The sequence below is a fragment of the Streptomyces sp. NPDC005722 genome (assembly GCF_040630935.1).
Taxonomy (GTDB): domain Bacteria; phylum Actinomycetota; class Actinomycetes; order Streptomycetales; family Streptomycetaceae; genus Actinacidiphila.
Genome location: NZ_JBEXYN010000039.1, coordinates 59,557 through 82,391, shown reverse-complemented (window position 1 = coordinate 82,391; position 22,835 = coordinate 59,557). Strand labels below are relative to the sequence as shown.

The following is a 22,835-nucleotide window of genomic DNA, read 5'->3' as shown; positions in this document are numbered from 1 at the left end:
TCGCCCTTGTCGACCAGCCGCTCCATCAGCTCGTCGCCGTACTCGCTGCCGACGCCGACCCCGAAGAGCGCGATGCCGTGCCGTGAGCGGGCCCGCGGGTCACCGGGCGAAGATCCCGTAGGCGGCGACGACCAGCGCCAGCAGCCCGGTGAGCGCCGCCACGGCGGGCAGCGGCCAGCGGGAACGCTCCAGCGCCTCCAGACGCTCCTCGTGCTCGCCCAGCACCTTGTCGGTCTGGTCGGCGCGCTGGAGGAGCAGGGCGAGGTCCCCCCGGTTGGTGGCGAAGCCGACGTCGACGGAGCGGCGCAGGCGTTCGAGTTCGAGGGCGGCCCCGAGGGTGCCCTCCTGATGCGTGGTCATCGGCCGCACCTCCTCGGCCAGGAGGGCAGCAGCCGCTCGACGGCGTCGAGGGACATCACACGGGTGACGCCCGCCGCGACGGCGAGCACGGTGCAGGCGCCCGGCCATGTCGCGTCCACCAGCAGTGACGCGGGGGCGGCGAGGGCGACGCCGGTCTGGACGAGGGTGCGGACGGTACGGCGGTCGGCGTCGGTCATGCGGTCTCCTTCCCCGGGACGTGCAGGGCGTCCCAACTGGTGCGGCCGGGGGTGCCGTCGGCGTCCGCGCCGCCGCAGCCGAGCTTGCGCTGCCAGGCGGCGTAGGAGCTGCGGTCGGCCTCGGTCCACTCCGGGCCGGGACCCTGCCGGTAGCGGCCGCAGCCGACGGCGACCAGGCGCTTCCCCATCGCGGTGACGACGTCGCTGCGGCGCCCGGCCCGGAAGAAGGCCGCCCCCGGGAAGGGCTCGTACGTCCGCGCGGGGCGGGCTCCCAGGCGCTTCTCGACGCGTTGCCGCATGGCGGGCATCGAGAAGCTCGGATCGATCTTCCGCCGGGTCCACTCCTTGTGCCCGACGACGTGGGCGGCGCTCCAGCCGTGTGTCCGGCACAGGGCGGCCGCGGTCCGCTCCACGGCGGTCAGTTGGGCGGCCGGGTAGGGGTCGCGGCCGTCGCCGAGGTTCTCGATCTCGAACCCGTAGAAGTGGGCGTTGCCGTCGACGGTGTCGGCACCCGGCCCCGCGGGCACCGGGCGGCCGGCGCGGACGGCTTCGTAGACGGCGCTCGAACCACTTCCCGCGTGGTTGGTGCGCCCGTACCCGACGAGGTGCACGGTGCCGTCCTTGGCGACGACGCCGGTGCACAGCGGTCCGGGCAGGTCGGGGCGGCCGGTCCGGCACAGCCCGACGCTGTCCTGGCCGGCGGTGTGGTGCAGCATCACACCGTGCACCGGGCCCCAGGCGCCGACGGCGTTGCGGTGGTGGGTGCGCCAGTCGCCGTGCCCGGCGACGGTGACGCCTTCGGCGTCGAGAGCGGCCAGGAACGCCGTCGCGGAGACGGGTGCGGCCATGGTTCCTCCTTTGGTGGGGGACGGATCTGATGGGGTGGAACGGGTGGAGCGGGGGGAACGGGAAAGCCCCGGACCGCCGTGTGCACGGCGGTGAGGGGCTCGGGGGGGGCGGGGGCGCAGGGCGCCGCTACAGCAGTGGGTCGATCCGGATGAAGCGGGTGTCGAAGGTGGCCGTGTTGACCGCGTTGCCGGAGCGGTAGGCGGGTGTGACGGTGTAGCCGGCGCCCGTCGTGAGGCCCGTCACGAGGAACTGGCTGGACGAGGACACCCGGCCGGTGTTGGTGACCAGCGCCGCCCGGTCGTCGCTGGTCGTGAGGATCACCGCGTTGTCCGACGCCCTGCGCACCGTGGCGGACATGAAGGACCCACGATTAGAGTGCATCCCGTGAACCGGTCGAATTGGTATGTCCTGGTCGAAGAAGACGTCTCAGTGTTCCAGTCCATCAACTCGGAGACCGGCGACTACTTTCAACGCTGGTCTCTCACAAGTGCACGCCATTCAGAAGAGGGCAAGGAAAAAGCCCGGGAACTCGCCCTGGACACGGCTCGTTCCCACCTGCCGCAGCGCCGGTCCTGGGGAAATGGCACGCCCGGCCGTACCGTTTACCGCCTCACCGAGGATTCGTGGCTTGTCGAGCTCCGGTTCGAGAGCTGGAGGTCCCACTTCCGGGTGAGCCTGGCCGAAGCCATTCACGTGTCCGAGGAACAGACCGCCGAACCGTTCCGTCCGGCACGGTCGGCGACCGATGCACCCGGCCCCGTCGCCAGAATGCTCCGACGCGGGCGATGACCGTTCCCGGGCGGGACACCGGCAATGACCTGGTTCAGATCCATGTCCGCCTCAATTCCGTTGAGGGGGGCGATCAGATGCCCACGAGCGTTTGACCGAGTCCCTGCACGGAGTTCCGCAGCTTGTCGAACTCCTCGCGTTCGCCTCCCCGGGTCCCGAGGTCCGATCCCTCGCTGTCCCTGAGGTTGCGGACATCTCTGCTCACACGGTCGGCCGCCTCCTGGGCAAGGAAAATTACGCGCCGCTTCGATTTGTCGAGGAGATTCCTCGCAGACGGTTGTCGCGTTCCAGCTGTTTCTTCTCGTTCTTCTCCTTCTCCGTAGCCGCCACGTTGGCGAAGGTGATTCTCTGTACGCCGCGGACACTGAGTCCCTTCTCCTCGGTCTTGACGAAGTCATGGTCGATCTTGAACGGTTGCGCGGCGGCCGCCACCACCGCGACGGCCGCCGTGAGCCCCTCGACGTCACTTTGTCCACGTCAAATCCCATGCGAACTCCCGCAGTCCTGGTTGCATCGACACCGAGCGGCGTCATAGCCTCCCGACATGACTGGCGGAGATTTGCGTCCACCGGGAAACGGAACGAAAACCCGTAAAGGGATTTTCGCTGCTTCCGCGGCAACCCGGATCAGCGGAACGAAGCGGCACTCGACCCGTGTCGTCCTCGCCCTGCCCGGCGCGCACCGCCACCCGTTCGAGACCGGCGTCATCGCCGACATGGCCCGCAGGGCCGCGGTACTGGGCGAACTCCTGGCTCCGGGGGCGGGTGTGGACGCCTGGATGTACACATCACGGCCGCACCGTCTTCCGGAGCTCCGCCTGCCTCAGGCCGCGGGGTGGATCGCCGACTGGGCGGTGCTCCCTGGCGAGCCGCTGCTCTCCCGGGACGCCGCGCCGGGTAATCTCCTGGCCCGGCACTCGGACCGCTACGAACTCTTCGGCCCCGAGGACGCGGCCGCGGCGATCCGGGGAATCGCGCGGAGCCTCGGCGTGGAGGACGGCCCGGCCCTCGTCCTGTTCTACGTCTGGGGATTCCACTCGGAGGGCCCCGGCATGGCCGATCAGCTCGAGGCGGCATCCGGGAGGAACGTCTTCTGGCAGTTCGTCGGCGACACAGGCGTCGGGTCATCCGTCCTCGACCGCCTGGACACGCTGCGGGTCGAGGCGCCACACATCTCCAACCTGGACCTCTACAAGGGATGGGACGCGATCCAGGAGACGCCCGAGTACTTCTTCTTCCGCGGCGTACTGAAGCCCTTCGTCCGCTGGCGGAAGGCGCGTTCCCGGACGGCGAACTGAGCGCGTGGCGGGGCCCCTGGGTGACACGGCCGACCGCGCCACACGCCGCCCCGGACACTGGACGAGCGTGCCGACGGCACCGGCGACGGGGAGGCCCAAGGTATACGCGCCTCTGCCGTTGGTCGTGGTGGAGCCGTGGACGAGCGTCATCTTCCGGTCGGTGGCGGCGAGTTCCGCGGTGCGGGCGGAAGGCCGCCGTCCAGTACGAAGCGGCGGGCCGGCCCGGTACCGGGCACAGCTCCGCCGCTGCATCCATGGTGATTGATTGCGCTCGCGCACGCAACTTGAATGTCCGCGCGTTGGCCGGATCCCGTCGCCCGTCCACGCCGCACGAGGATTGACGACGCCCCAAAGTGGTGAACACGTGTTTGAAGGACGTCTGGTGCCGGGCGACGCCCGGCCGCCGCCCGGCACCAGGGGGCAACGGGGAGGGAGTGCCGTGCCAGGCACGGAGGACATGCACGAACCGGTGGAGCACCGGGTACGGCAGCGCACGCAGGAACACGCTCAGGAACAGGCCCGGCCCGCCGCTCCGCCCGCCGCCCGGTTCCTGACGGAGGAGGAGGCCCGCGGGCTCATCGAGGAGATCGTCCAGGCCTGCCTGCCCGGGGGGCTCGTGGCCGTCACCCGCTCCCACCTGGAGGAGATCACCCTGCGGGCCTACGCTCACGGCTGGCAGGACGCGATGGACCAGTACGGGGAGGAAGCGGGAACGGAGCGGGAGGACGGCGCCGCCCGCCCCCGCCCGGGGGGCTTTCCGCGGCTCGTCGACCCGGCGCCCGACCCGGCGCCCGACGCGGCGCCCGCCCCGCGGGGACCGGTGCCCGCTCCCCGGCCGAAGCGGCCGCGCCGTCCGCCCCGGGGCCTGCCGGGGGCGGGCATGACCTGACGCCGGCCGGTCCCCCGGACGCGACGGCACCCCGCGTACCTCCTCGGGTACGCGGGGCGATGCATGGGGGTGTGCTGGCGTCAGGGGCGCCGGATGGTCGCTTTTCGGCCACGCGCCCTCCGCTCGGCGGCGAACACGTCCTCCAGCCGGTACAGGCTCGCCCGGCCGTTGCGGCCGGCCGCCGCCAGGTGCCCGAGCTGCACCCACTTGCGGATCGTGGCCGGGACGACGCCCGTCTCGCGTGCGGCGGCCTCACCGTTGATCAGCGTCGGTCCCGGGAGCGCCGCGCCCCTCACTCGGCCTCCCGGTCCACGAGTCCGGCGATCGCCGCCGGATCCAGGGGGAGTTGAGCCCACGCGGTCTCGGCCCAGGTGTGGCGGCGCGCGGGGTCGTCCGCGCAGCCGCAGCCCTCGTCCGTGCAGCGGCACCCGGGGTTCACGCAGAGCACCGCCCGGCGGGCGGGAAGCGCCCGCAGCGAGACCGAGTCGCACCAGGGGCAGCGTCCGTCGACCCGGACCAGGACCTCGGTCTCGCCCAGCACCGACTGGCAGCGGCGGGCCATGCGACGGCATTCGTCGAGGACGTGCGCGGCCAGGACGGGATACCCGGACACCCGGTCGAGCAGACCCACGATCCGGCCCAGGCGTTCGGGGACGGGGGCGCGGCGCGCCCGGGCGAGGCCGAGCTTGTCCCGTACGGCCTCCTCCAGTTCGACGACGCCGTCGGTGATGTCCCGGAGGGCGTCGGACACGTGGAGCCGCAGCGGGGCGGAGCCCCCGCCGAGCACCCACGCGCGGTCGGCCCGGTCCTCCCGGTCGCGCTCGGCGAGCGAGCGCAGCGCCTCCGGCGCCAGGGGGTCCCGGGACATCGCCGAGGAGCCGGGACTGCCGGGGACGAGCTCGCGGACGAGCTCGGGGAACTGACGCCGGAGGATGTCCAGCCACCGGGCGGCCCGGGCGGTGTGCTCGACGGCGAGGTTGCAGGTCACGTGCCGATTCCTTTCGTCGTGGACGGCGGTGGGGCTCACGCGGACAGGCCGGGGGCCGGCGCCGCCGCGATCACCCGGCCGTTGCGCCACAGACGGCCCGCGCAGACGCCGTCGAACCAGTTGTGCTCGGGGTCGACGACCTCCTCGCACGTCGCACGGATCGGGCACCGGGCGCAGGCGAGCAGCGCCGGCATCGCCTCCCCGGTACGCCGGGCGAAGACCACGGAGGGTGGCAGGCCGGCGCAGGCGGGGGCTCGCGGGGGCTGGGGATCGTGCGGGGAACGTAAGGACACGGCGGTCGGACCCTCCGACGTTGACGACTCGAATTCGAACATACTTTCGCATGTTGCGATCGCGCTCGCAACAAATTTGTTGCCGGCGCAGGCCGGAGGCCTATGCCTGAGGCATATTCCAGACCTCTTGGGGCCCGCGGAGCGTCCTCCGGGAGCCCTCTCGAACAACCCCCCTCGAGAAGCCCCGGACAGCGCCGCGGGGACCAGGGACGACCCGGACACGGGATCTTCACCGATGCGAGCGCGCAACGGTACATTTCGCACGCGCACGCTGGTTATCGTGAAGAATGCGAGAGGGAGGAGCCCCACAGGTGCCGAGCGATGCCGACCACATCGAAGAGTTCGCCGACTGGATCGAAGGCCTCATGCGCGGCCGGGGGTACGACATCGACAGCCCGCGCGGCGGCGGCAAGTCGAAGCTCGCGGACGACGCGGGGGTGCACCGCGCGGCCATCACGCGGCTGCTGCAGCGGCAGAGCATGCCGGACCTGGAGACGATGCGCGGGCTCGCCCGCGCGCTCGGCATCCCCGTACGGGACGTACTCGTCCGGTCCGGCAAGCTGAGCGAGGACGACCTCCCCCCGCCCGGCGCCCACCCCGCGGGCGGCACCTCCGCGGGACCGCGCATGACCGCCGCGCAGGCGGCGGACGCGCTGGGCATCCCGGAGCACCTGAAGGCGGCGTTCATCCAGGTGACGGAGCAGTTCACCCGCCCCGGCCACGCCGCGGACCTGCCGGCGGGCGACCGCGCGACGGGCTGAACGTCAGTTCCGGGCGACCCAGACCTGGTTGAGCTGCTCCTGGTAGTAGAAGGAGGTCAGCCCGAACGCCGGCGCCAGCAGGAGTCCCTTGAGGCCGGAGACCGTGTTGTGGAGGCCCGCGCGGCGCTGGGCGCGGGCGATGCGGCAGCCGGTGTTGTAGAGGGACACGACGGCGGGCACGAGCAGCAGCGCGCCGAGGCTCACGGCGAGCACGGCCAGGGCGGGACGGACCTTGATGCCGGGGTCGAACTCCCGCAGCTCCTTGTTGGCCCGGTAGTACCAGACGAGCCAGTACACGCCGAAGGTGAGGGGCCCCATCAGCCAGACCGCCCCGGGGCGGCGCATGTCGCCGGACGGCGTGGCGAGTCCCACGCCCCCGGCGACGGGGAAGCCCGGGAAGGGTCCCCGCGGTGAGGGGAGGGTCAGGTAGCGGTCCTCGTTGAACATGCTGCCCCCAGGTCGGGCCTTCGGCAGTGACGGAGCGGTTGCGTGCCGAAGAGAACGTAAAGCTACTCGGCGGTTCGGCAGCCTGTCAGCGGTGAACGCTCACAAATTTCGCACAGGATGTCGGATCTTCCCGGATCCTGTGCTCAGCCGCCCTCGGCCCTCACCATGACGCGTCGCAGCAGGTCGGAGAGGTGACGGCGTTCGTCCGCGTCGAGGGTCCCCAGCAACCGGTACTCCTCGTGGCCGAGGACGTCCATGGCACCGAGCCAGGTCGCCCGGCCGGACCCGGTCAGCTCGACGTCGATGCGCCGGCGGTCGGCGGTGGAGTGGGTGCGCCGGACGTGGCCGCGGGCCTCCAGCGCGTCGAGCCGGCCGGTGACGGAGGCGGGTGCCAGGTCGAGGTCGGCGGCGAGTTCGGAGGGGGCCGCGCGTCCGCCGCGCCCGGCGAGGGCGTGCAGGGTGTCGAACTCGTGCCGCTGCAGGCCGAAGTCGACCAGCGACTGCTCGCGGACCTTGCGCAGGTGGCTGGTCACGAGCTTCATGCGGGTGACGGCGCCCTCGATGTCCGGGTCGAGGTCGGGCAGCACGGGCAGCCAGCGCTCCACGTGCCCGTCGGTCCAGTCCCGTTCCACCGCGGCGCCCTCGGCGGCCGTGTCGGCGACGGTTTCGGCATCGGCTTCCATGGCCGAATCGTACGGCGCAATATATTTCGGTGGCGAATGATTCGGTGCCGAAATACATTGGCGTGCCATGACGCCCACACACCCCCTCCGGCTGCGCGGCTTCCGGCTGCTGTTCGCCGGACGCGCGCTGTCCCTGCTCGGCGACGGGCTCGTGCCCGCCGCACTGGTCATCGCCGTGACCCGGGCGACCGGCGACGTCTCGGCCCTCGCCCTCGTCCTGGGCTGCGCGCTGGTGCCGAAGCTGCTGCTCCTCCCGCTCGGCGGGGTGGTCGCGGACCGCTTCGACGCCCGCCGCGTGGCGCTCGCCACCGACCTCGTGCGCTGCGCCGCGCAGCTGTTCGTCGGGCTCGAACTGCTGGGCGGCGAACCCTCGCTGGTCCCCATCGCGCTCGCGGAGGCGGTGGGCGGCGCCGCCTCCGCCTTCTCGATGCCGACCCAGTCCCCGCTGGTCGCCGGCACCGTGACCGACGGCGCGGCCCGGCAGCGGGCCAACTCCCTGCTGGGGGTGGCGAGCAGCGTGACCCGGCTGTGCGGCCCGGCAGTCGCGGCGGCGCTGATCTGGGCCGCCGGCCCCGGCCTCGCCTTCGTGCTGGACGCCGCCTCCTTCGCGGTGAGCGCCGCGCTGCTGGCGGTGCTGCGGGTCGAACGGACGCCGCTGCCCCGCGCGTCGATGCTCGCCGACCTCAAGGAGGGCTGGAGCGAGGTCCGTTCGCGTGACTGGTACTGGACGAGCCTGGTCGCGCACGCCACGTGGAACGGCGCGGCCGCGGTCCTGACCACCCTCGGCCCGGGGGTGGCGATCCACCGGCTGGGCGGCGAGGGCGTGTGGTTCTGGGTGCTGGAGGCCGGGGCCGTCGGGCTCGTGCTCGGTTCCCTGCTGGCCGCACGGGCCCGCCCGCGCCGTCCCGTGCTGGTCGCCAACCTGGGCCTGGCGACGTACGCGCTGCCGTCGGCCCTGCTGGCCCTCGCCGCCCCGGCCCCGCTGCTCGTCGCGGCGTACGGGCTGGCGCTGACCGCCCTCGGCTACCTCAACCCGGTCTGGGAGACGGTCGTCCAGCAGCAGGTGCCCCCGCAGGCGCTGGCCCGGGTCACCTCGTACGACTGGCTGCTGTCGCTCGCCGCGATGCCGGCCGGCTACGCGCTGGCCCCGCTCGCCGAGGGCCTGTGGGGCCCCGCGGTCCCGCTGTGGGTCTCGGCGGCGCTCGTGGCGACCGCCTGCCTGGCGACGGCGGCGGTGCCGGGGGTGCGGGCGATCGGTGCGGCCCGCGCGGGAACCGCCGCGCCCGTCGCGGTCGCCGACCGGGCAGTGAAGGGCTGACGGCGACGCGGCGGCGACCGGTCGCGCGCGGCAGCGCGGCGCGGCGGCTCCACGGGCCCCGCGGGAGCACCGCACTTCCTCCCTTGAACATGTTCAAAAACAGGTCTACAGTCATCGGCAACGGGTTTTGAACACGTTCGAAAAGGGTGGGACCCATGGACCTCACGGTCGTCGCATACGTCATCTACCTGCTCATCAGCGTCGCGCTGACGGTCTGGGTGGCCCGGACCCTCAGCCGGGCCGGCAAGGTCTTCCTCGAAGACGTGCTCCACGGCAACGAGAAGCTGGCCGACGCCGTCAACCACCTCCTGGTGGTCGGCTTCTACCTCGTGAACCTGGGCTTCGTCGCGCTGTACCTGAAGAACGCCGACCCGGTCGGCGACGCCCGCGAGCTCTTCGAGGCGCTGTCGGTCAAGCTCGGTGTCGTCCTGCTCGTCCTCGGGGTACTGCACCTGGCCAACGTCTACGTCCTCAACAAGATCCGCCGCCGGGGCGTGATGGACCGCGAGCAGGTGCCGCCCGTCCGCCCGCAGGGCTGGACCGCCCCCGCGCGGCCCGGGGCGTGACCGCCGTGGACCGCACCCCAGCGACCGGGGCCGCTCCGGCGGCCCCGGTGCCGGTCCGCCTGCTGACCGTGCTGTACGACCCGGACTGCTCGCTCTGCTCCTTCGTCCGCCGCTGGCTGGAACGACAGCGGCAGATCGTGCCGCTGGACCTCGTCCCGGTCGCGTCCGAGGAGGCCCGGCGCCGCTTCCCGGAGCTCGACCACACCGCGACCCTGCGCGAGATCACCGTCGTCGGGGACTCCGGGCAGGTGTACCGGGACGACGCCGCCTGGCTGGTCTGCCTGTGGGCCCTCGCCGAGTACCGCCCGCTGGCGCACCGCCTCGGCACCCGGGCCGGAGCCCCCGTCGCCCGGGCCGCGGTGCTCGCCGCCGCGCGCTACCGCGAGGCGCAGTGGGGCCGCGGCGCCGCCGCGACGGGCTGGGGCGGCCGGGTGTACACCAACGGCGAGGGCTGGTCGTACCACCCCGAGGACGGCTGGACGCACACCGGCCCGGGCACCGCCGGGGACACCGCCCCGGACGCCTGCGCGGACGGCTGCGCCCCGCCCGGTTAGGCTCACGGACGTGGAAGAAGCACCCCCCGGCACGACCCCCGGGACACCCCGGCCCCCCAAGAGCGAGCAGACGCGCGCCCTGATCCTCGAGACGGCCATGCGGCTCTTCGAGGAACGGGGCTACGACAAGACCACGATGCGCGCCATCGCCAAGGAGGCCGGGGTCTCGGTCGGCAACGCCTACTACTACTTCGCGGGGAAGGAACACCTCGTCCAGGGCTTCTACGACCGCCTCGCCGCCGAGCACGAGGCCGCGGTCCGGGGCCTCCTGGACGGCGGCGGGGACCGGGACCTCGCGGCGCGGCTGCTCACCGTGATGACCGCCTGGATCGACGTGGCCCGCCCCTACCACCAGTTCGCCGCGCAGTTCTTCAAGAACGCCGCCGACCCGGCGAGTCCGCTCAGCCCCTTCTCCCCCGAGTCGCACCCGGCCCGCGACGCCGCCATCTCCATCCACGAACGGGTGCTCGCCGGCTCCGACATCAAGGTCGACGCCGAACTCGCCACCGTGCTGCCCGAACTGATGTGGATGTACCAGATGGGCATCGTCGTCTACTGGGTCTTCGACCACTCCCCCGACACCGAGCGCACCCGGCGGCTGGTCGCCCGCACCGCGCCGCTCGGTGCGCGGATCCTCAGGCTCTCCCGCTACCGGCTGCTGCGGCCCATCGTGCGCGAGATCCGCGAGCTGCTCTCGGAGTTCCTCTTCCGGCGCTGAGCCGGCCCGCCGCGCCCGCCGCCCGCGCGGCGCTCCCCGTCAGCCCACGGCGGGCTCGGCCAGCACCGCCCAGACCGTCTTGCCGTACCGGCCGCGCTCCCGGACGCCCCAGGTGTCCGAGAGCGCCTGCACCAGCCGCAGACCGCGCCCCGACTCGTCGCCGTCCCCCGCGTCGCGCGGCACCGGGCGGGCCTGCGCGCCGCCGTCGGAGACCTCGACGACGCACGACCCGTCCGAGTGGACGGTCACCGCCACCTCGAACTCCCGCTCCAGGAGCGGACTGTGCCGAACGGCGTTGGTCGCCAGCTCCGACACGACCAGGACGACGGACTCGACGGTCTCGCCCTCCTGCTCCCAGCCCTCGAGGTGGTCACGTACCCGGTGCCGGGCCAGCCCGACCGACGTCGGGTGCCGGGGCAGCCGGAACGCACTGCGCCTCATCAGGTCACTCTCCCCATGAGCGAACGCCCCCCTTCCGTTGCGCCATCCCTTACCAGTTTCGACGCGGGGAATGCGCTCCGTGTCAGATTGTTCGCGTTCGGTGAGCGGTTTCCGGCCACATTCAGGCGCGCGGTGCGGCCAGGGTCACGATCGTGATGTCCGAGGGCGCACCCACCCTGACCGGCGGGCCCCAGGCCCCCGCGCCACGGGTGACGTACAACTGGGTGTCGCCGTACGTTTCCAGTCCGGCCACCGTGGGGTTGGCGAGTGCCGCGATGTGGTTGCCCGGCCACAGCTGCCCGCCGTGGGTGTGCCCGGACAGCTGCAGGTCGACGTGGTGCCGGACGGATTCGTCGATCATCACCGGCTGGTGGGCGAGGAGCACGACCGCACGCGCGGGGTCCCGGTCGCCGAGCGCCTTCGTGTAGTCGGGGGCGTGGTCGTGCTCGGCGCCGCTGATGTCGTTGACCCCGGCCAGGTCGAAGCCGGCGAGCTCGGTGCGGGCGTTCTCCAGCGGGTGGACGCCCAGGTCGCGCACGAAGTCGATCCACGGCGCGGCCCCGGAGAAGTACTCGTGGTTGCCGGTGACGAAGTAGCTGCCGTCCCGCGCCCGGAGCCCGGCCAGCGGCTCCGCCGCCGGACCCAGTTCCCCGACCGAGCCGTCGACCAGGTCGCCGACGATGGCGACGAGGTCGGGGCGGGCCCCGTTGATCGTGTCCACGATCCGGCGGGTGTGCGCCGTGCCGAGTATCGGGCCGAGGTGGATGTCGCTGACCACGGCGATCCGGTAGCCGTCCGCGCTCGCGGGGAGCTTGGCGAGCGGCACGGTGACGTACTTCAGGCGCGGGCCGCGCAGCACGCCGTACGTGCCCTGACCGACCGTCACCCCCGCGGCGACGGCCGCCGCGGCGCCGACCGTACGGGCCACGAACAGCCGCCTGGGCAGTCCGGCGGTCACGGGCTCCGGCTGGGGCTCCGGCTTCGGCTGGGGCTGCGAGGACGCCTCGGCAGCCTCCCCGGCCGGCCCCGCGGGCTCGGCAGTCTCGGCGGTCTCGGCGGCCCGCACGCCCCGGGACCGCTCCCGGCGCTCCAGCGCGAGCCGCAGCAGCGGTCGTACGGCCTCGCCGACCAGCACCGCCAGCGTGAGGTAGAGCAGCACCGCCAGCCACAGGTAGCCCGGCCAGGCCAGCCACCGCTCGGCCGCGAGCGGCAGTGACCGCCCGCCGACCAGCGCGCCCAGGCTCAGCAGCGGCAGGACGACCGCCAGGACCGTGCCCGTCCGCCGCCACCAGCCGCCCGGCGCGGACACGTCGCGCACCAGCCGGCGCCACAGGTAGTAGTGCACCCCGCCGAGGAGCGCCAGGACGGCCGCGACGACGGCGACCACGACGACGATCACCGGCCCGCCCGCAGAGCTCTCAGACCCCGGACGCCGATGACGCCGATCGCGGTGCCGAGGACGAGCGAGGTGATCGCCAGCGTCAGGTGCACCCAGAAGTACGTGGTGGGCGAGGCGTGGTCACCGCCCTCGAAGGCGAGCCCACTGGCGTCCTTCCACAGGTTCTTGACGAACGTCGTCCAGACGATCCAGCTCCACACCCCGAAGGCGGTCAGGAACCAGGACACGGGGCGGCTGAGCTTCATGCGACCAGTATGGGGGCCGCCGCGCGGCCCCCTCCCACGGGGTCCGCCCGGTCCCTCCACCGTGGGCCGCCGCCCAAGACGCCGATGGGCACCGCCCGGTTGCACATCGGGCACGTGGGATCGGTCACGGACCCGATCGGCCCCCCACGCCTGCCGCGGTCACCGGACGGCCTGTAACTTCTCATCGTGCCGAACTCCTTCCCCCGCGCCGCGCACCGCTCCGCCATGGTGCTGTCCGTCCTCGCACTGGTCGGCGGTACGGCCCTGGCCACCGCGCCCGTCGCGCACGCGAAGAAGCCCTCCCCGTCCGCCACCCCGTCGCCGCCCGCGCGGATGTCGGAGGTCGGCGGGGACCGGCTGGGGCAGCCGGGCACCCAGGTCAGCCCGCTCGCCGGCGCTCCCGGCCTGCCGGACAAGCTCACGTCGCGGTCGTGGATCGTCTCCGACGCCGAGACGGGGCAGGTGCTGGCCTCGCACAACGCGCACTGGAAGCTGCCGCCCGCCAGCACCCTCAAGATGCTGTTCGCGGACACGCTGCTGCCCAAGCTCGACAAGACCCAGACGCACAAGGTGCTCCCCTCCGACCTCGACGGCGTCGGCGCGGGCAGCAGCCTCGTGGGCGTCAAGGAGAACCTCAGCTACACCGTCCACGACCTGTGGCTCGGGGTCTTCCTCCGCTCCGGCAACGACGCCGTCCACGTCCTGTCCTCCATGAACGGCGGCGTGGACGCGACCGTCCTGGAGATGCAGCGCAAGGCGGAGGACCTCCAGGCGGACGACACCACCGTGATCTCCCCGGACGGCTACGACATGCCCGGCCAGGTCTCCTCGGCGTACGACCTGACGCTCTTCGCCCGCTCCGGCCTGCAGAACGCGGACTTCCGCGAGTACTGCTCGACCGTGCGCGCCCAGTTCCCCGGCGAGTGGAAGAAGACCAAGGGCAAGAAGGGCAAGAAGGGCACCAAGAAGCGCAGCAGCTTCGAGATCCAGAACACCAACCGGCTGCTCTCCGGCGACTACGACCTCCCCACCTACCAGGGCATCGCGGGTGTGAAGAACGGTTACACCACCAACGCGGGCAACACCTTCACCGGCGTCGCGCAGCGCGGCGACCGCACGCTGCTGGTGACCGTCATGCACCCCGGCGACGGCCACAACATGGCCTACAAGGAGGCGGCGAAGCTGCTCGACTGGGGCTTCCAGGCGGAGGGCATGGTCACCCCCGTCGGCATCCTGGTGCCGCCGAAGTCCGCCATCGCATCGGCCTCCGCGTCCCCCTCCCCCTCCGCCTCCCCCAGCAGGAAGGCCCCGCAGCAGGCCGCGGCGCCCACCCCCTCCGGTGGCGGCGGCGGGGCCTGGACGGCCCTCGCGCTCACCGGTGGTTCGGTGCTGGTCATCGCCGCCCTGGCCTACCTCGTACGCCGCCGCTGGCCGCTGCCGCAGCGGACGGCGAAGGCCGTCATCCCCGCCCCGACCAAGCCCGGCGACGACGCTGCCGCGAAGCCCGCGGAGGCGGCCGGGGAAGAGGCGGACGGGCAGAAGGCCGGCACCACGGAGGCCGACGCGGAGACGGACGCGAAGTCCGACGCGGAGTCCGACGCGGAGGGCGGAACCGGCGCGAAGGAAGTGACGGAGAAGGAGACCGCGGCAGAGGAGACCGCGGCGGACGACGGCACCGGGCGGAAGGCCGGGACCGCTGCCGACCGCACGGCCTGACCCCGGCAAGACGTGGCCTGATCCCGCCGTACCCGGCCGGTGGCGCACGCCACCGGCCGCAGCCGTCCCGTGCCAGGCGCACATGCCCCGGACAGGGGGGCGCTCGACGGCGCACGTGCGGCTCGTGCGCCCACCCCGCTGCGACCGCCCCCTGCCACGCGGACGGCCCTGCCAGTACCCAGGAACCAGGGAACCGGTACGGGATGGGAGCACGCCATGGGCATGTTGTCGGTCATCGGGCTCGTCCTGGGCCTCGTCGCGGTCGCCTACTGCGTCCGCTCGGCCTTCAGGGCCAAGACCCCCGCCGGACGCGCCGGCTGGGTCATCGCCGCCCCGGCGGCCGTGCTCGCCGGGGTCTACCTGGTGGGCTACATCCTGATCACCGTGCTGGTGCTGGCCGCCGCATGGTTCACCGTCGCGCACTTCCTGCGCTGACCCGATCGGTCCGTCCGCCTCGACGGGCGCTACGCGGCCCCGCGTTCGTCATCGCGGCGCTGATGGGCGTCGTCGCCCGGCGTCGTCCGCGCCGCACGTGGCGGCGTACGCCACGAACTCCGCCCACGCGGTGGGCGTGAACGCCAGCCGTGCCCCGGCCCGGTCCTTGGAGTCCCGCACCAGGACCGCGCCGGGCCCGAACGCGACCTCGACGCAGGCGCCGCCCTCGGAGTTGCTGTGGCTGGACGTGAACCACACGAGTCCGTCGGTCATGGTCCCTCCGCCAAGTGCTCGATGAACCGCGCGGACTCCTCGGGACCGAGGGCCTGCCGGGTGATCATGTCGTGGCGTCGCATGACGATACTGACCCGCGCCGGGTCCGCATAGAGGAGTCCGGTGGTCTGCCCCTCCTCGTAGACGAGGTGCTGGTGTTCGGCGGTCTCCAGCAGGACGAACGGGCCGTGCCGCCCGGGGTGGAGGCCCCGGTCCGCGGGCATGACCTGGATGGTGATGTTCCGGGCGCGCCCGCGCACGAGCAGCGTCCGCAACTGTTCCCGGTGCGCCTCGCGGTCCGGGAAGGAGCGCAGCGCCGACTCCTCCACCACGAAGCTGAACGAGCGGCGCCCGCTGTCCAGCATCAACTGCCGTTCCAGCCGTGCCGCCACGCGCTCCTCGAGCGTCTCCTCGTCGAGCGGCGGCCAGTGGGACGAGAGCAACGTGCGCACGTACGCCTCGCTTTGGAGGAGCCCGGGGATGTACTGGCTCTCGTACCAGTTGACGGCGATCGCCTCGGCCTCGTAGCGCATGTACTCCCGGGCATACGTCGGGTACTTCTCCGGGGTGAGGAACGCCTCCGCCGCCGTCAACTTGCCCTGCGCCCCGCACAGCCCGTCCGCGACCTGGAGCAGCCGTTGCGTCGGGCGGCGACGCCCCTGCTCCATCGACTTGACCGTCTCGTAGCCGTACCCCGCCTCGTCGGCCAGCTGCTCGCGCGTGACGCCGGCGTGCTCGCGCCAGAGTTTGACCTGGTTGCCGCAGTACCGCCACGCCATCGGGGGCGGGGACACGTCACTCGCCACTCGGGTACAACCACCCTCCGTACTCGCGCCGCTCCTCCCGACCGTACGCCGCGACCTGCACTTTTGAGCCATGAACGAGACAACTCCCCCTGTCGGGTGGTGGTTTTCGCGCCACCCGCGCAGCGTCGGCCGGGCGCGGGCCCTGCTGCGCGAACAGGCCCTCGTCTGGGGCTTCGACGCCGAGGCGACGGACACCGCGGTGCTGCTGCTCAGCGAGCTGATGGGCAACGCCGTCCGGCACGCGCGGGTTCCGCCGGACCGGCGGATCGCCGCCCGGGCGGGCCTGGTCGCGGGGGTCCTGCGGGTGGAGGTCTGCGACGCCTGCGACGACCCGCCCGTGCCGCGGCGGGCCTCCGCGACGGACGAGTCGGGGCGCGGGCTGGCGCTCGTGGAGATGCTCGCCGACGCCTGGAACGTTCAACCTCGGCCGTACGGCATCGGCAAGACGGTCTGGTTCGAACTCAGAGTGACAAAACCATCCGTGAACAGTAGTGACCAGTGGCCGGATCTCGACGTAGGGTTCGCGCCATGGACAGTGACCTGGGACTCCTGAACGTCATAGACGTCGAGGCGACGTGCTGGGACGGCGAGCCGCCGCAGGGCTCGGTGAGCGAGATCATCGAGATCGGGCTGACCGTCGTGGACGTCGTCGCGGGCGAGCGCGTCGCCCGCCACCGCGTCCTCGTACGGCCCGCGCGCTCCACCGTGAGTCCCTTCTGCACCGAGCTGACCGGTCTGACGCAGGACGAGGTGGACGCGGGGCTGGACTTCGCGGACGCGTGCAAGCTGCTCGCCGTCGAGCACCGGGCGGGATCGCGCCCGTGGGCGAGCTGGGGCGACTACGACCGCCACCAGTTCAACCGCCAGTGCCGGGCCACCGGCACGACGTACCCCTTCGGCGGCCGGCACATCAACGTCAAGACGCTCTTCACCCAGACCCACCGCCTCACCAAGCGCCCCGGCATGGCGGAGGCGCTGCGGCTCGTCGGGCTGCCCCTGGAAGGCCGCCACCACCGCGGCGAGGACGACTCGTGGAACATCGCCGCCCTCGTCGTCGACCTGGCGGGCCGAGGCGCCTGGCCGGCGACCCCCGCCTACTGACCGGCGGGGGCCCGCACGGCGTCAGGCGGTCTCGGGGCGCTCGGGCCTCTCCGGTCGCTCCGGCCGTGCGGCCCGACCGCGTTCGGGCTCACCCGGCTCCTCGGGCCGCCCGGCGCGGGCGGCGGCCAGTTCCGCGCTGTGCGGGGTGGCCGTCCAGGCGGCGCAGTACAGCAGGAGCTTCGCCGTGAAGTTGATCCAGAGCAGCAGCGCGATGGGCACCCCGAAGGCGCCGTACATGCTCTTGGTGGCCACGCTCTGCAGGTAGCCGCTGATGAGCAGCTTCAGCAGCTCGAAGCCGATCGCGCCGATGAGGCTCGCGACGACGACGTCGCGGCGGTTCGGCGTGACCCCGGGCAGCAGGGTGAGCAGGTAGGCGAGGATCAGCAGGTCCACGAGGACGGCGATGCAGAAGCCCGCCACCGACAACAGGGCCCGCCCGGGGCCGTGTTCGTCGAGACCGATGGCGTCGCCGAGGCGGCCGACGGCCGTCCCGGCGAGGACCGAGCAGGCGACGGAGAGCAGCGCCACGGCGCCCAGGCCGACCAGCACGCCGAAGTCCTTGAGCTTCTGGAGGAACGGGTTCTCCGGCTCGTCGTCCTTGTGCCAGACCGCCCTGAGGCAGTCCCGCAGGGCGCCGACCCAGCTGACGCCGGTGAGGACCAGCAGGACGGCGGCGATGACACCGACCGTGCCCGCGTTGTCCACGAGCCCGCCGATGTTGAGCTGGTCGGCGATGCCCGGGACCTGCTCGGTCAGCTTGCCCTCGAGTTCCTTGAGCTGACCGGGGGACAGCAGGGCCGCGCCGACGGCGGCGCCGACGGTCAGCAGCGGGAAGAGCGCGACGAAGCTGACGAAGGTGATCGCGGCGGCCAGCCGCGTCCAGTGCACGCCCTCCAGGTGCTCGTACGTGCGCCAGGCGTGGGTGCGCATGAGCCGCGCGATCCACGGTCCGATCACTGGGAGCCGAGTCAGCCATTCCATACCGCGCGCCTACCCTCCGTCACGACGTGCACTCTAGGTGGCGGCCGCCGCGGCGGCGGTGATCGCGTCCATGACGCGGTCCGTGTCGGCCCCGGATGTACGCCAGTTGCTGAAGGCGGCGCGCACCGCGGGCACGCCGTGGAGGACCGTCGGGGTGAGGAAGGCCTCCCCGGAGGCGGCGACGGCGCGGACGAACGCGGCGACGCGCTCGGCCGTGGGGTCGCCGGCCAGGGTGAAGCAGACGACGTTGAGCCGGACGGGCGCCAGCAGCCGCAGGCGGGGGTCGGCCTCGACGCGCTCGCCGAGGTGCCGCGCGCAGGCGGCGTTGCGTTCGACGACCTCGCGATGGCCCTCGCTGCCGTAGGCGGTGAGCGAGAACCACGCGGCGAGGGCGCGCAGCCGGCGGGAGTTCTCGGGGGTGAGGTGGAGGAAGTCGGGGTCGGGGAGGGCGGGCAGGCCGAGGTAGGGCGAGGCGTTGTGGAAGACCCTGACCTGGAGGTCCTGACGGCGGGTGAACTGGACGGCCGCGTCGTAGGGCACGTTCAGCCACTTGTGGAGGTCGACGCAGACGGAGTCGGCGGCGTCGATGCCCTCGGTGAGGTGCGCGTACGCGGGCGACAGCGCGGCGAAGCCACCGAACGCGGCGTCGACGTGCAGCCAGAAGTCGTGCCGCTCCTTCAGGGCGGCGACGGCGCGCAGGTCGTCGAAGTCGACGGTGTTGACGGTGCCGGCGTTCGCGACCACGACGGCCGGGCGGCCCTCCAGCGCCGTCAGCGCCGCGTCGAGGCGGTCGACGTCCACCGCCTCGCGGCCACCGGGCAGCACCGGCACGGAGGCCAGGGACGACCGGCCGAGGCCGAGCACGGACAGGGCCTTGTCGACGCTGGAGTGCGGGGTGCCGGAGAGCACCGTCACCGGGCCGAGCGCGGCCAGCCCGTCGCGGGAGACGGACAGCCCCCGCCGCTCGCCGAGCCATTCGCGTGCCACCGCCAGGCCCACGGTGTTGGAGACGGTCGCGCCGGTGACGAAGGCGCCGCTGTGCTCCTCGCCGAGGCCGAACATCGTGCGGAGCCAGCCGACGGTCTCGCGTTCCAGGGCCGCGGCCGACGAGTCGCCGCCCGCCGAGACGTTCTGGTCGTAGGTGCTGGTGAGCCAGTCCCCGGCGACGGCGGCGGGGGTCGCTCCCCCGGTGACGAAGCCCAGGTAACGCGGTCCGGCACTGCCCGAGAAGCCGGGTGCCCAGCGCCGCTCGAAGAGCGCGAGCGCGGCCTCCGCGCCGGTTCCGGTGACGGGCAGCGGCTGCGGCTCGGGCGCGGGCCCGGGGCGGGCCGCCGGGCGGTCGTCGACGGCCGCCAGCTCACGGGCGGCCAGGTCCCGCACGGCCTGGAGGAGTTCGGGGAGGTGCGCGCGGTCCGCGGCGAGTGTGGGGTGCATGGCGGCAGCGTAGGCGGGCCGTCGTGCCCGGCCGCGCCCGGTGCGCTCACCCGTGCGGCGGGCCGCCCGCGGGAGCCGTGCTGAGCGGCTCGCACGCGCCGGGCTGGTGCGGCACGAGCCGGTGCCCGGCGGCGGCGCCGCCGAAGGGGTAGTCCCGCACGGTGCGCCAGACACCCTCGTCGTCCTGCTCGTACAGCGAGAAGCAGCCGGCGGTCCAGGTGGCGGCGAAGCCGGCGAGCTCCGTCTGCGCGCGGTCCAGCGCCTCGTCGGGGATGCCGTGGCCGATGGTGACGTGCGGGTGGTACGGGAACTGGAGCTCGCGCCGCACCGGGCCCGAGCGGACCCGCTCCTGCAGCTCGGCGCAGTCGGGGCCGCCCTGGACGAGGTCGACGTAGACGACCGGGGTGACGGGCCGGAAGCTGGCCGTGCCCTCCAGCCGCATGGGGAAGGGCCTGCCGGTGGCGGCGACCTGCGCGAGGTGCTCCCGGAAGGCCGGGAGCAGCGCGGTGTCCACCTCGGTCGGCGGGAGCAGCGTGACGTGGGTGGGGATGCAGTACGCCAGCGGGTCTCCGTAGCCGGCACGGCGCTGCTGCAGCAGGCTGCCGTAAGGCTCGGGGACCGCGATCGACACGCCGATCATGCGGTTTCCCACGCGTTCACCCCTTCCCCGGGTCGGTTCGTCGTACCTACGCACGCCGTGCGGGCACAACTCCGTCATTGCCAGTGTGACGCGCGCGCGGCCTCCCGCGCGAGCGTCGTCCGTCACACCTGCGCGGGACCTAAGGCCCCTCTTCCCGGGCGTCCGGGAGGGGAGGGGGCCGTCAGTGCTTGGCGGGCAGGAAGCCGATCCTCTCGTACGCCTTCGCCAGGGTCTCCGCGGCGACGGACCGGGCCTTCTCGGCGCCCTTGGCGAGGACCGAGTCCAGCGTCTCCGGGTCGCCCAGGTACTCCTCGGTGCGCTCGCGGAAGGGCGTGACCCATTCCACGAAGACCTCCGCGAGGTCGGTCTTGAGCGCACCGTAGCCCTTGCCCTCGTACTTCTGCTCGAGTTCCGGGATTCCGGTGCCGGTGAGGGTGGAGTAGATGGTCAGCAGGTTGCTGACGCCCGGCTTCTCCTGCTCGTCGTAGCGGATCACGGTGTCGGTGTCGGTGACCGCGCTCTTGATCTTCTTCGCCGAGGTCTTGGGCTCGTCGAGGAGGTTGATCAGGCCCTTCGGGGACGCCGCCGACTTGCTCATCTTCGACAGCGGTTCCTGCAGGTCGTAGATCTTCGCCGTCTCCTTGACGATGTAGGCGCCGGGGATGGTGAAGGTCTCGCCGAAGCGGCCGTTGAAGCGCTCCGCGAGGTCGCGGGTGAGCTCGATGTGCTGGCGCTGGTCCTCGCCGACGGGGACGGCGTTCGCCTGGTACAGCAGGATGTCCGCGACCTGCAGGATCGGGTACGTGAACAGGCCGACGGTGGCCCGGTCGGCGCCCTGCTTGGCGGACTTGTCCTTGAACTGCGTCATGCGGGACGCCTCGCCGAAGCCGGTGAGGCAGTTGAACACCCAGCCGAGCTGCGCGTGTTCGGGGACGTGGCTCTGGACGAACAGCGTGCAGCGCTCGGGGTCGAGCCCGGCGGCCAGGAGCTGGGCGGCGGCGAGCCGGGTGTTGGCGCGCAGCTCGGCCGGGTCCTGCGGCACGGTGATCGCGTGCAGGTCGACGACCATGTAGAAGGCGTCGTGGGACTCCTGCAGCGCCACCCACTGGCGGACCGCGCCCAGGTAGTTGCCCAGGTGGAACGAACCTGCGGTGGGCTGGATGCCGGAGAGCACACGGGGACGATCGAGAGCCATGGCACTCATTCTCTCAGGTCCGCGAGGATTCCACGGCCGCGGTGGGAACCCGGGGGCGGGCGGCGGTGTAGAAGGGGTGACGGGTGCCGCACGGGGGCGGCGCCGGGTGAGCGAAGGGGGTCCGCCACGGAGGGGGAGGCGGCGGTGATCGCGCGCGTACGCGCCGGTGAGCGGGAGGCGTACGCGGAGCTGGTGCGCCTGCACGCGGACGTCGCGCACCGTACCGCCGTGCTGCTCGGCGCGGGATCCGACGCGGAGGACGTGGTGCAGGTCTCGTTCGTCAAGGCGTACCGCGCGCTCGCGTCCTTCAAGGAGGGGGCGGCCTTCCGTCCGTGGCTGCTGCGGATCGTCGCCAACGAGGCGCGCAACGCCGGGCGAGCGGCGCGCCGTCTGCGGTCGGCGGTGGAGCGCAACGCCGCCCTGGAGGCGCTGCCCCCCGCGGCGGACGACCCGGAGTCGCTGGCGGTGTCGCGGGAGCGCCGGGCGGAGCTGCTGGCCGCCGTGCAAGCGCTCAGCGAACCCCACCGGATGGTGGTCACCTGCCGCTATCTGCTGGACCTGGACGAGGAGGAGACGGCGACGGTGCTCGGCTGGCCGCGTGGCACGGTGAAGTCCCGGCTGCACCGGGCGCTGGCCCGGTTGCGGGCGGGGCTGGGCGAGCCGGTGCCGGCCGGCCGGTGCGACGACGGGGGGCGGCGCCCATGACCGACCGGCTCCCGGAGGAGCTGCGCGAGGCGGGCCGGTGGCTGGAGATCCCGGCGCCGTCGCCCGACTCCGTGGCCGAGCAGGTGCTGGCCCGGCTGCTGGCCGAGGCGGTCCCGGCGCCGGGCGCCCCCGCGCGGGGCCGCGGCGCGCGGGTGCGCGCGTGGGTCGCGGCGCGGTGGCGGGCCCTGACGGCGGTCCTGTGCGGGCTGCTGGTGGTGCTGGTGCTGACGCCGCCGGTGCGGGCCGCGGTGGCGGACTGGTTCGGCTTCGGCGGTGTCGTCGTGCGGCGGGACCCCTCCGCCCGTCCGGGCACAGGTGCCCCGCCGCCGGTGCGGGGGGACGCTCCGCTGGACGGGGCGTACGTGCCGGCGGAGCTGGGCGAGCCCGACGGGGTGGCGGTCGTCGACGGGGGCCGGGTGCTGTCGATGAGCTGGCGGGTGGACGGGCGCACGGTACGGCTCGACCAGTTCCGGGCCACCATCGACATGGTCTTCCTCAAGAGGGTCGGCGACGCGGCCGAATGGGTCGAGGTGGGCGGCGGGAGCGACTACGGGGTGTGGTTCGCGGAGCCCCACTACGTGCAGCTGGTCGATCCCGACGGACGTACCCGCCGCGAGCCGCCCCGGACGGCCGGACCGACCCTGGTCTGGCAGCGCGGGGGGACGACGCTGCGCCTGGAGGGCGTGCCCGACCTGGCCCGCGCGGTCGCCGTCGCGGACTCGGCCCGGCGGCGGTAGGCACTCGGCGGCAGGCCC

The 22,835-nt window shown here is 73.1% G+C and carries 34 protein-coding genes; 14 read left to right on the top strand and 20 right to left on the bottom strand.

Translation table 11 applies throughout. From position 1 onward, the window contains the following. Positions 1-99: 99 nt before the first annotated feature. The 4 genes from ABZ479_RS32305 to ABZ479_RS32290 form a co-directional block, all read right to left on the bottom strand. On the bottom strand, positions 100-360 hold the full coding sequence (locus ABZ479_RS32305) for a hypothetical protein (RefSeq protein ID WP_500464867.1): 261 nt from the start codon (positions 358-360) through the stop codon (positions 100-102). Further along, positions 357-557 (bottom strand): hypothetical protein, encoded by a 201-nt coding sequence (locus ABZ479_RS32300; protein ID WP_500464866.1) that lies wholly within the window; start codon positions 555-557, stop codon positions 357-359. Before ABZ479_RS32300 ends, ABZ479_RS32305 begins: the two co-directional genes overlap by 4 nt. Further along, on the bottom strand, positions 554-1,405 hold the full coding sequence (locus ABZ479_RS32295) for a peptidoglycan-binding protein (protein WP_500464865.1): 852 nt from the start codon (positions 1,403-1,405) through the stop codon (positions 554-556). Before ABZ479_RS32295 ends, ABZ479_RS32300 begins: the two co-directional genes overlap by 4 nt. A 127-nt stretch (positions 1,406-1,532) precedes the next feature. Further along, the gene (locus ABZ479_RS32290; protein ID WP_500464864.1) at positions 1,533-1,763 is read right to left on the bottom strand and encodes a hypothetical protein; all 231 of its coding nucleotides are present in this window, start codon (positions 1,761-1,763) and stop codon (positions 1,533-1,535) included. 27 nt (positions 1,764-1,790) lie between these two features. Here ABZ479_RS32290 and ABZ479_RS32285 point away from each other — a divergent pair, with 27 nt between their 5' ends. After that, on the top strand, positions 1,791-2,195 hold the full coding sequence (locus ABZ479_RS32285; protein ID WP_500464863.1) for a hypothetical protein: 405 nt from the start codon (positions 1,791-1,793) through the stop codon (positions 2,193-2,195). Between the two features lie 73 nt (positions 2,196-2,268). Here ABZ479_RS32285 and ABZ479_RS32280 read toward each other — a convergent pair whose 3' ends face one another. Then, positions 2,269-2,400: a hypothetical protein gene (locus ABZ479_RS32280; RefSeq protein ID WP_500464862.1), complete on the bottom strand. Its 132-nt coding sequence runs from the start codon at positions 2,398-2,400 to the stop codon at positions 2,269-2,271. A gap of 29 nt (positions 2,401-2,429) precedes the next feature. Beyond that, complete coding sequence (locus ABZ479_RS32275) at positions 2,430-2,627, bottom strand: hypothetical protein (RefSeq protein WP_500464861.1); 198 nt, start codon at positions 2,625-2,627, stop codon at positions 2,430-2,432. Positions 2,628-2,739: 112 nt separating this feature from the next. Between ABZ479_RS32275 and ABZ479_RS32270 the strand changes: the two genes are divergently transcribed. Both ABZ479_RS32270 and ABZ479_RS32265 read left to right on the top strand, forming a co-directional pair. After that, positions 2,740-3,492 carry a VWA domain-containing protein gene (locus ABZ479_RS32270; RefSeq protein ID WP_500464860.1) on the top strand — a complete coding sequence of 251 codons (753 nt, stop codon included), beginning with the start codon at positions 2,740-2,742 and terminating at the stop codon, positions 3,490-3,492. A gap of 439 nt (positions 3,493-3,931) precedes the next feature. Beyond that, complete coding sequence (locus ABZ479_RS32265; protein ID WP_500464859.1) at positions 3,932-4,381, top strand: hypothetical protein; 450 nt, start codon at positions 3,932-3,934, stop codon at positions 4,379-4,381. Positions 4,382-4,461: 80 nt separating this feature from the next. On the opposite strand, the gene ABZ479_RS32260 is transcribed toward ABZ479_RS32265, so the two are convergent. Genes ABZ479_RS32260 through ABZ479_RS32250 form a run of 3 tightly spaced genes read right to left on the bottom strand, consistent with a single transcriptional unit; the run spans position 4,462 to position 5,662 of the window. Next, the gene (locus tag ABZ479_RS32260) at positions 4,462-4,677 is read right to left on the bottom strand and encodes a hypothetical protein (RefSeq protein WP_499606569.1); all 216 of its coding nucleotides are present in this window, start codon (positions 4,675-4,677) and stop codon (positions 4,462-4,464) included. Then, positions 4,674-5,369, bottom strand: a complete 696-nt coding sequence (locus tag ABZ479_RS32255; RefSeq protein WP_500464858.1) for a hypothetical protein — start codon at positions 5,367-5,369, stop codon at positions 4,674-4,676. Before ABZ479_RS32255 ends, ABZ479_RS32260 begins: the two co-directional genes overlap by 4 nt. A gap of 35 nt (positions 5,370-5,404) precedes the next feature. Next, entirely contained in the window at positions 5,405-5,662 is a 258-nt protein-coding gene (locus tag ABZ479_RS32250) for a WhiB family transcriptional regulator (RefSeq protein ID WP_500464857.1), read from the bottom strand. Positions 5,663-5,973: 311 nt separating this feature from the next. Between ABZ479_RS32250 and ABZ479_RS32245 the strand changes: the two genes are divergently transcribed. Continuing rightward, positions 5,974-6,423, top strand: a complete 450-nt coding sequence (locus tag ABZ479_RS32245) for a helix-turn-helix domain-containing protein (protein WP_500464856.1) — start codon at positions 5,974-5,976, stop codon at positions 6,421-6,423. A gap of 3 nt (positions 6,424-6,426) precedes the next feature. Here ABZ479_RS32245 and ABZ479_RS32240 read toward each other — a convergent pair whose 3' ends face one another. Both ABZ479_RS32240 and ABZ479_RS32235 read right to left on the bottom strand, forming a co-directional pair. Continuing rightward, entirely contained in the window at positions 6,427-6,870 is a 444-nt protein-coding gene (locus ABZ479_RS32240; protein WP_499606566.1) for a DUF4234 domain-containing protein, read from the bottom strand. Between the two features lie 143 nt (positions 6,871-7,013). After that, positions 7,014-7,553: a MarR family winged helix-turn-helix transcriptional regulator gene (locus ABZ479_RS32235; protein WP_500464855.1), complete on the bottom strand. Its 540-nt coding sequence runs from the start codon at positions 7,551-7,553 to the stop codon at positions 7,014-7,016. Between the two features lie 67 nt (positions 7,554-7,620). Between ABZ479_RS32235 and ABZ479_RS32230 the strand changes: the two genes are divergently transcribed. The 4 genes from ABZ479_RS32230 (at position 7,621) to ABZ479_RS32215 (ending at position 10,709) form a co-directional block, all read left to right on the top strand. Then, positions 7,621-8,871 carry an MFS transporter gene (locus tag ABZ479_RS32230; protein WP_500464854.1) on the top strand — a complete coding sequence of 417 codons (1,251 nt, stop codon included), beginning with the start codon at positions 7,621-7,623 and terminating at the stop codon, positions 8,869-8,871. 155 nt (positions 8,872-9,026) lie between these two features. Then, positions 9,027-9,437, top strand: a complete 411-nt coding sequence (locus tag ABZ479_RS32225; RefSeq protein WP_499606563.1) for a hypothetical protein — start codon at positions 9,027-9,029, stop codon at positions 9,435-9,437. Positions 9,438-9,442: 5 nt separating this feature from the next. Further along, the gene (locus ABZ479_RS32220; protein ID WP_500464853.1) at positions 9,443-9,991 is read left to right on the top strand and encodes a thiol-disulfide oxidoreductase DCC family protein; all 549 of its coding nucleotides are present in this window, start codon (positions 9,443-9,445) and stop codon (positions 9,989-9,991) included. A gap of 10 nt (positions 9,992-10,001) precedes the next feature. After that, positions 10,002-10,709: a TetR/AcrR family transcriptional regulator gene (locus ABZ479_RS32215; RefSeq protein ID WP_499606561.1), complete on the top strand. Its 708-nt coding sequence runs from the start codon at positions 10,002-10,004 to the stop codon at positions 10,707-10,709. 39 nt (positions 10,710-10,748) lie between these two features. Here ABZ479_RS32215 and ABZ479_RS32210 read toward each other — a convergent pair whose 3' ends face one another. The 3 genes from ABZ479_RS32210 to ABZ479_RS32200 all read right to left on the bottom strand — a co-directional run bounded on the left by ABZ479_RS32210 (position 10,749) and on the right by ABZ479_RS32200 (position 12,794). Then, positions 10,749-11,153 carry an ATP-binding protein gene (locus tag ABZ479_RS32210; RefSeq protein WP_500464871.1) on the bottom strand — a complete coding sequence of 135 codons (405 nt, stop codon included), beginning with the start codon at positions 11,151-11,153 and terminating at the stop codon, positions 10,749-10,751. Positions 11,154-11,271: 118 nt separating this feature from the next. After that, positions 11,272-12,549, bottom strand: coding sequence for a metallophosphoesterase (locus tag ABZ479_RS32205; protein WP_500464852.1), 1,278 nt, complete (start codon positions 12,547-12,549; stop codon positions 11,272-11,274). Further along, entirely contained in the window at positions 12,546-12,794 is a 249-nt protein-coding gene (locus ABZ479_RS32200) for an SCO4848 family membrane protein (protein WP_499606559.1), read from the bottom strand. The genes ABZ479_RS32205 and ABZ479_RS32200 overlap by 4 nt, the downstream gene beginning before the upstream one ends. Before the next feature lie 225 nt (positions 12,795-13,019). On the opposite strand from ABZ479_RS32200, the gene ABZ479_RS32195 reads away from it, so the two are divergent. Next, complete coding sequence (locus ABZ479_RS32195; RefSeq protein ID WP_500464870.1) at positions 13,020-14,510, top strand: D-alanyl-D-alanine carboxypeptidase family protein; 1,491 nt, start codon at positions 13,020-13,022, stop codon at positions 14,508-14,510. Between the two features lie 216 nt (positions 14,511-14,726). Continuing rightward, complete coding sequence (locus tag ABZ479_RS32190) at positions 14,727-14,945, top strand: hypothetical protein (RefSeq protein ID WP_499606558.1); 219 nt, start codon at positions 14,727-14,729, stop codon at positions 14,943-14,945. Between the two features lie 48 nt (positions 14,946-14,993). Here ABZ479_RS32190 and ABZ479_RS32185 read toward each other — a convergent pair whose 3' ends face one another. Both ABZ479_RS32185 and ABZ479_RS32180 read right to left on the bottom strand, forming a co-directional pair. After that, on the bottom strand, positions 14,994-15,218 hold the full coding sequence (locus ABZ479_RS32185) for a DUF397 domain-containing protein (RefSeq protein WP_500464851.1): 225 nt from the start codon (positions 15,216-15,218) through the stop codon (positions 14,994-14,996). Continuing rightward, positions 15,215-15,997, bottom strand: coding sequence for a helix-turn-helix domain-containing protein (locus ABZ479_RS32180; RefSeq protein WP_500464869.1), 783 nt, complete (start codon positions 15,995-15,997; stop codon positions 15,215-15,217). Before ABZ479_RS32180 ends, ABZ479_RS32185 begins: the two co-directional genes overlap by 4 nt. Before the next feature lie 97 nt (positions 15,998-16,094). Between ABZ479_RS32180 and ABZ479_RS32175 the strand changes: the two genes are divergently transcribed. After that, positions 16,095-16,577, top strand: a complete 483-nt coding sequence (locus ABZ479_RS32175) for an ATP-binding protein (RefSeq protein WP_500464850.1) — start codon at positions 16,095-16,097, stop codon at positions 16,575-16,577. Beyond that, on the top strand, positions 16,553-17,125 hold the full coding sequence (locus ABZ479_RS32170) for a 3'-5' exonuclease (protein WP_500464849.1): 573 nt from the start codon (positions 16,553-16,555) through the stop codon (positions 17,123-17,125). Before ABZ479_RS32175 ends, ABZ479_RS32170 begins: the two co-directional genes overlap by 25 nt. A 21-nt stretch (positions 17,126-17,146) precedes the next feature. On the opposite strand, the gene ABZ479_RS32165 is transcribed toward ABZ479_RS32170, so the two are convergent. From ABZ479_RS32165 to trpS, 4 genes are all read right to left on the bottom strand, one after another. Further along, entirely contained in the window at positions 17,147-18,106 is a 960-nt protein-coding gene (locus ABZ479_RS32165; protein WP_500464848.1) for a YihY/virulence factor BrkB family protein, read from the bottom strand. A 33-nt stretch (positions 18,107-18,139) separates the two neighbouring features. Further along, complete coding sequence (locus tag ABZ479_RS32160) at positions 18,140-19,540, bottom strand: pyridoxal phosphate-dependent decarboxylase family protein (protein ID WP_500464847.1); 1,401 nt, start codon at positions 19,538-19,540, stop codon at positions 18,140-18,142. A gap of 46 nt (positions 19,541-19,586) precedes the next feature. Further along, complete coding sequence (locus tag ABZ479_RS32155; RefSeq protein ID WP_500464846.1) at positions 19,587-20,192, bottom strand: 2'-5' RNA ligase family protein; 606 nt, start codon at positions 20,190-20,192, stop codon at positions 19,587-19,589. Between the two features lie 169 nt (positions 20,193-20,361). Continuing rightward, positions 20,362-21,375, bottom strand: coding sequence for a tryptophan--tRNA ligase (trpS, locus tag ABZ479_RS32150; RefSeq protein ID WP_500464845.1), 1,014 nt, complete (start codon positions 21,373-21,375; stop codon positions 20,362-20,364). A gap of 144 nt (positions 21,376-21,519) precedes the next feature. Between trpS and ABZ479_RS32145 the strand changes: the two genes are divergently transcribed. Both ABZ479_RS32145 and ABZ479_RS32140 read left to right on the top strand, forming a co-directional pair. Further along, positions 21,520-22,080: an RNA polymerase sigma factor gene (locus ABZ479_RS32145; RefSeq protein WP_500464844.1), complete on the top strand. Its 561-nt coding sequence runs from the start codon at positions 21,520-21,522 to the stop codon at positions 22,078-22,080. Then, the gene (locus tag ABZ479_RS32140) at positions 22,077-22,817 is read left to right on the top strand and encodes a hypothetical protein (RefSeq protein WP_500464843.1); all 741 of its coding nucleotides are present in this window, start codon (positions 22,077-22,079) and stop codon (positions 22,815-22,817) included. Before ABZ479_RS32145 ends, ABZ479_RS32140 begins: the two co-directional genes overlap by 4 nt. Positions 22,818-22,835: the final 18 nt, after the last annotated feature.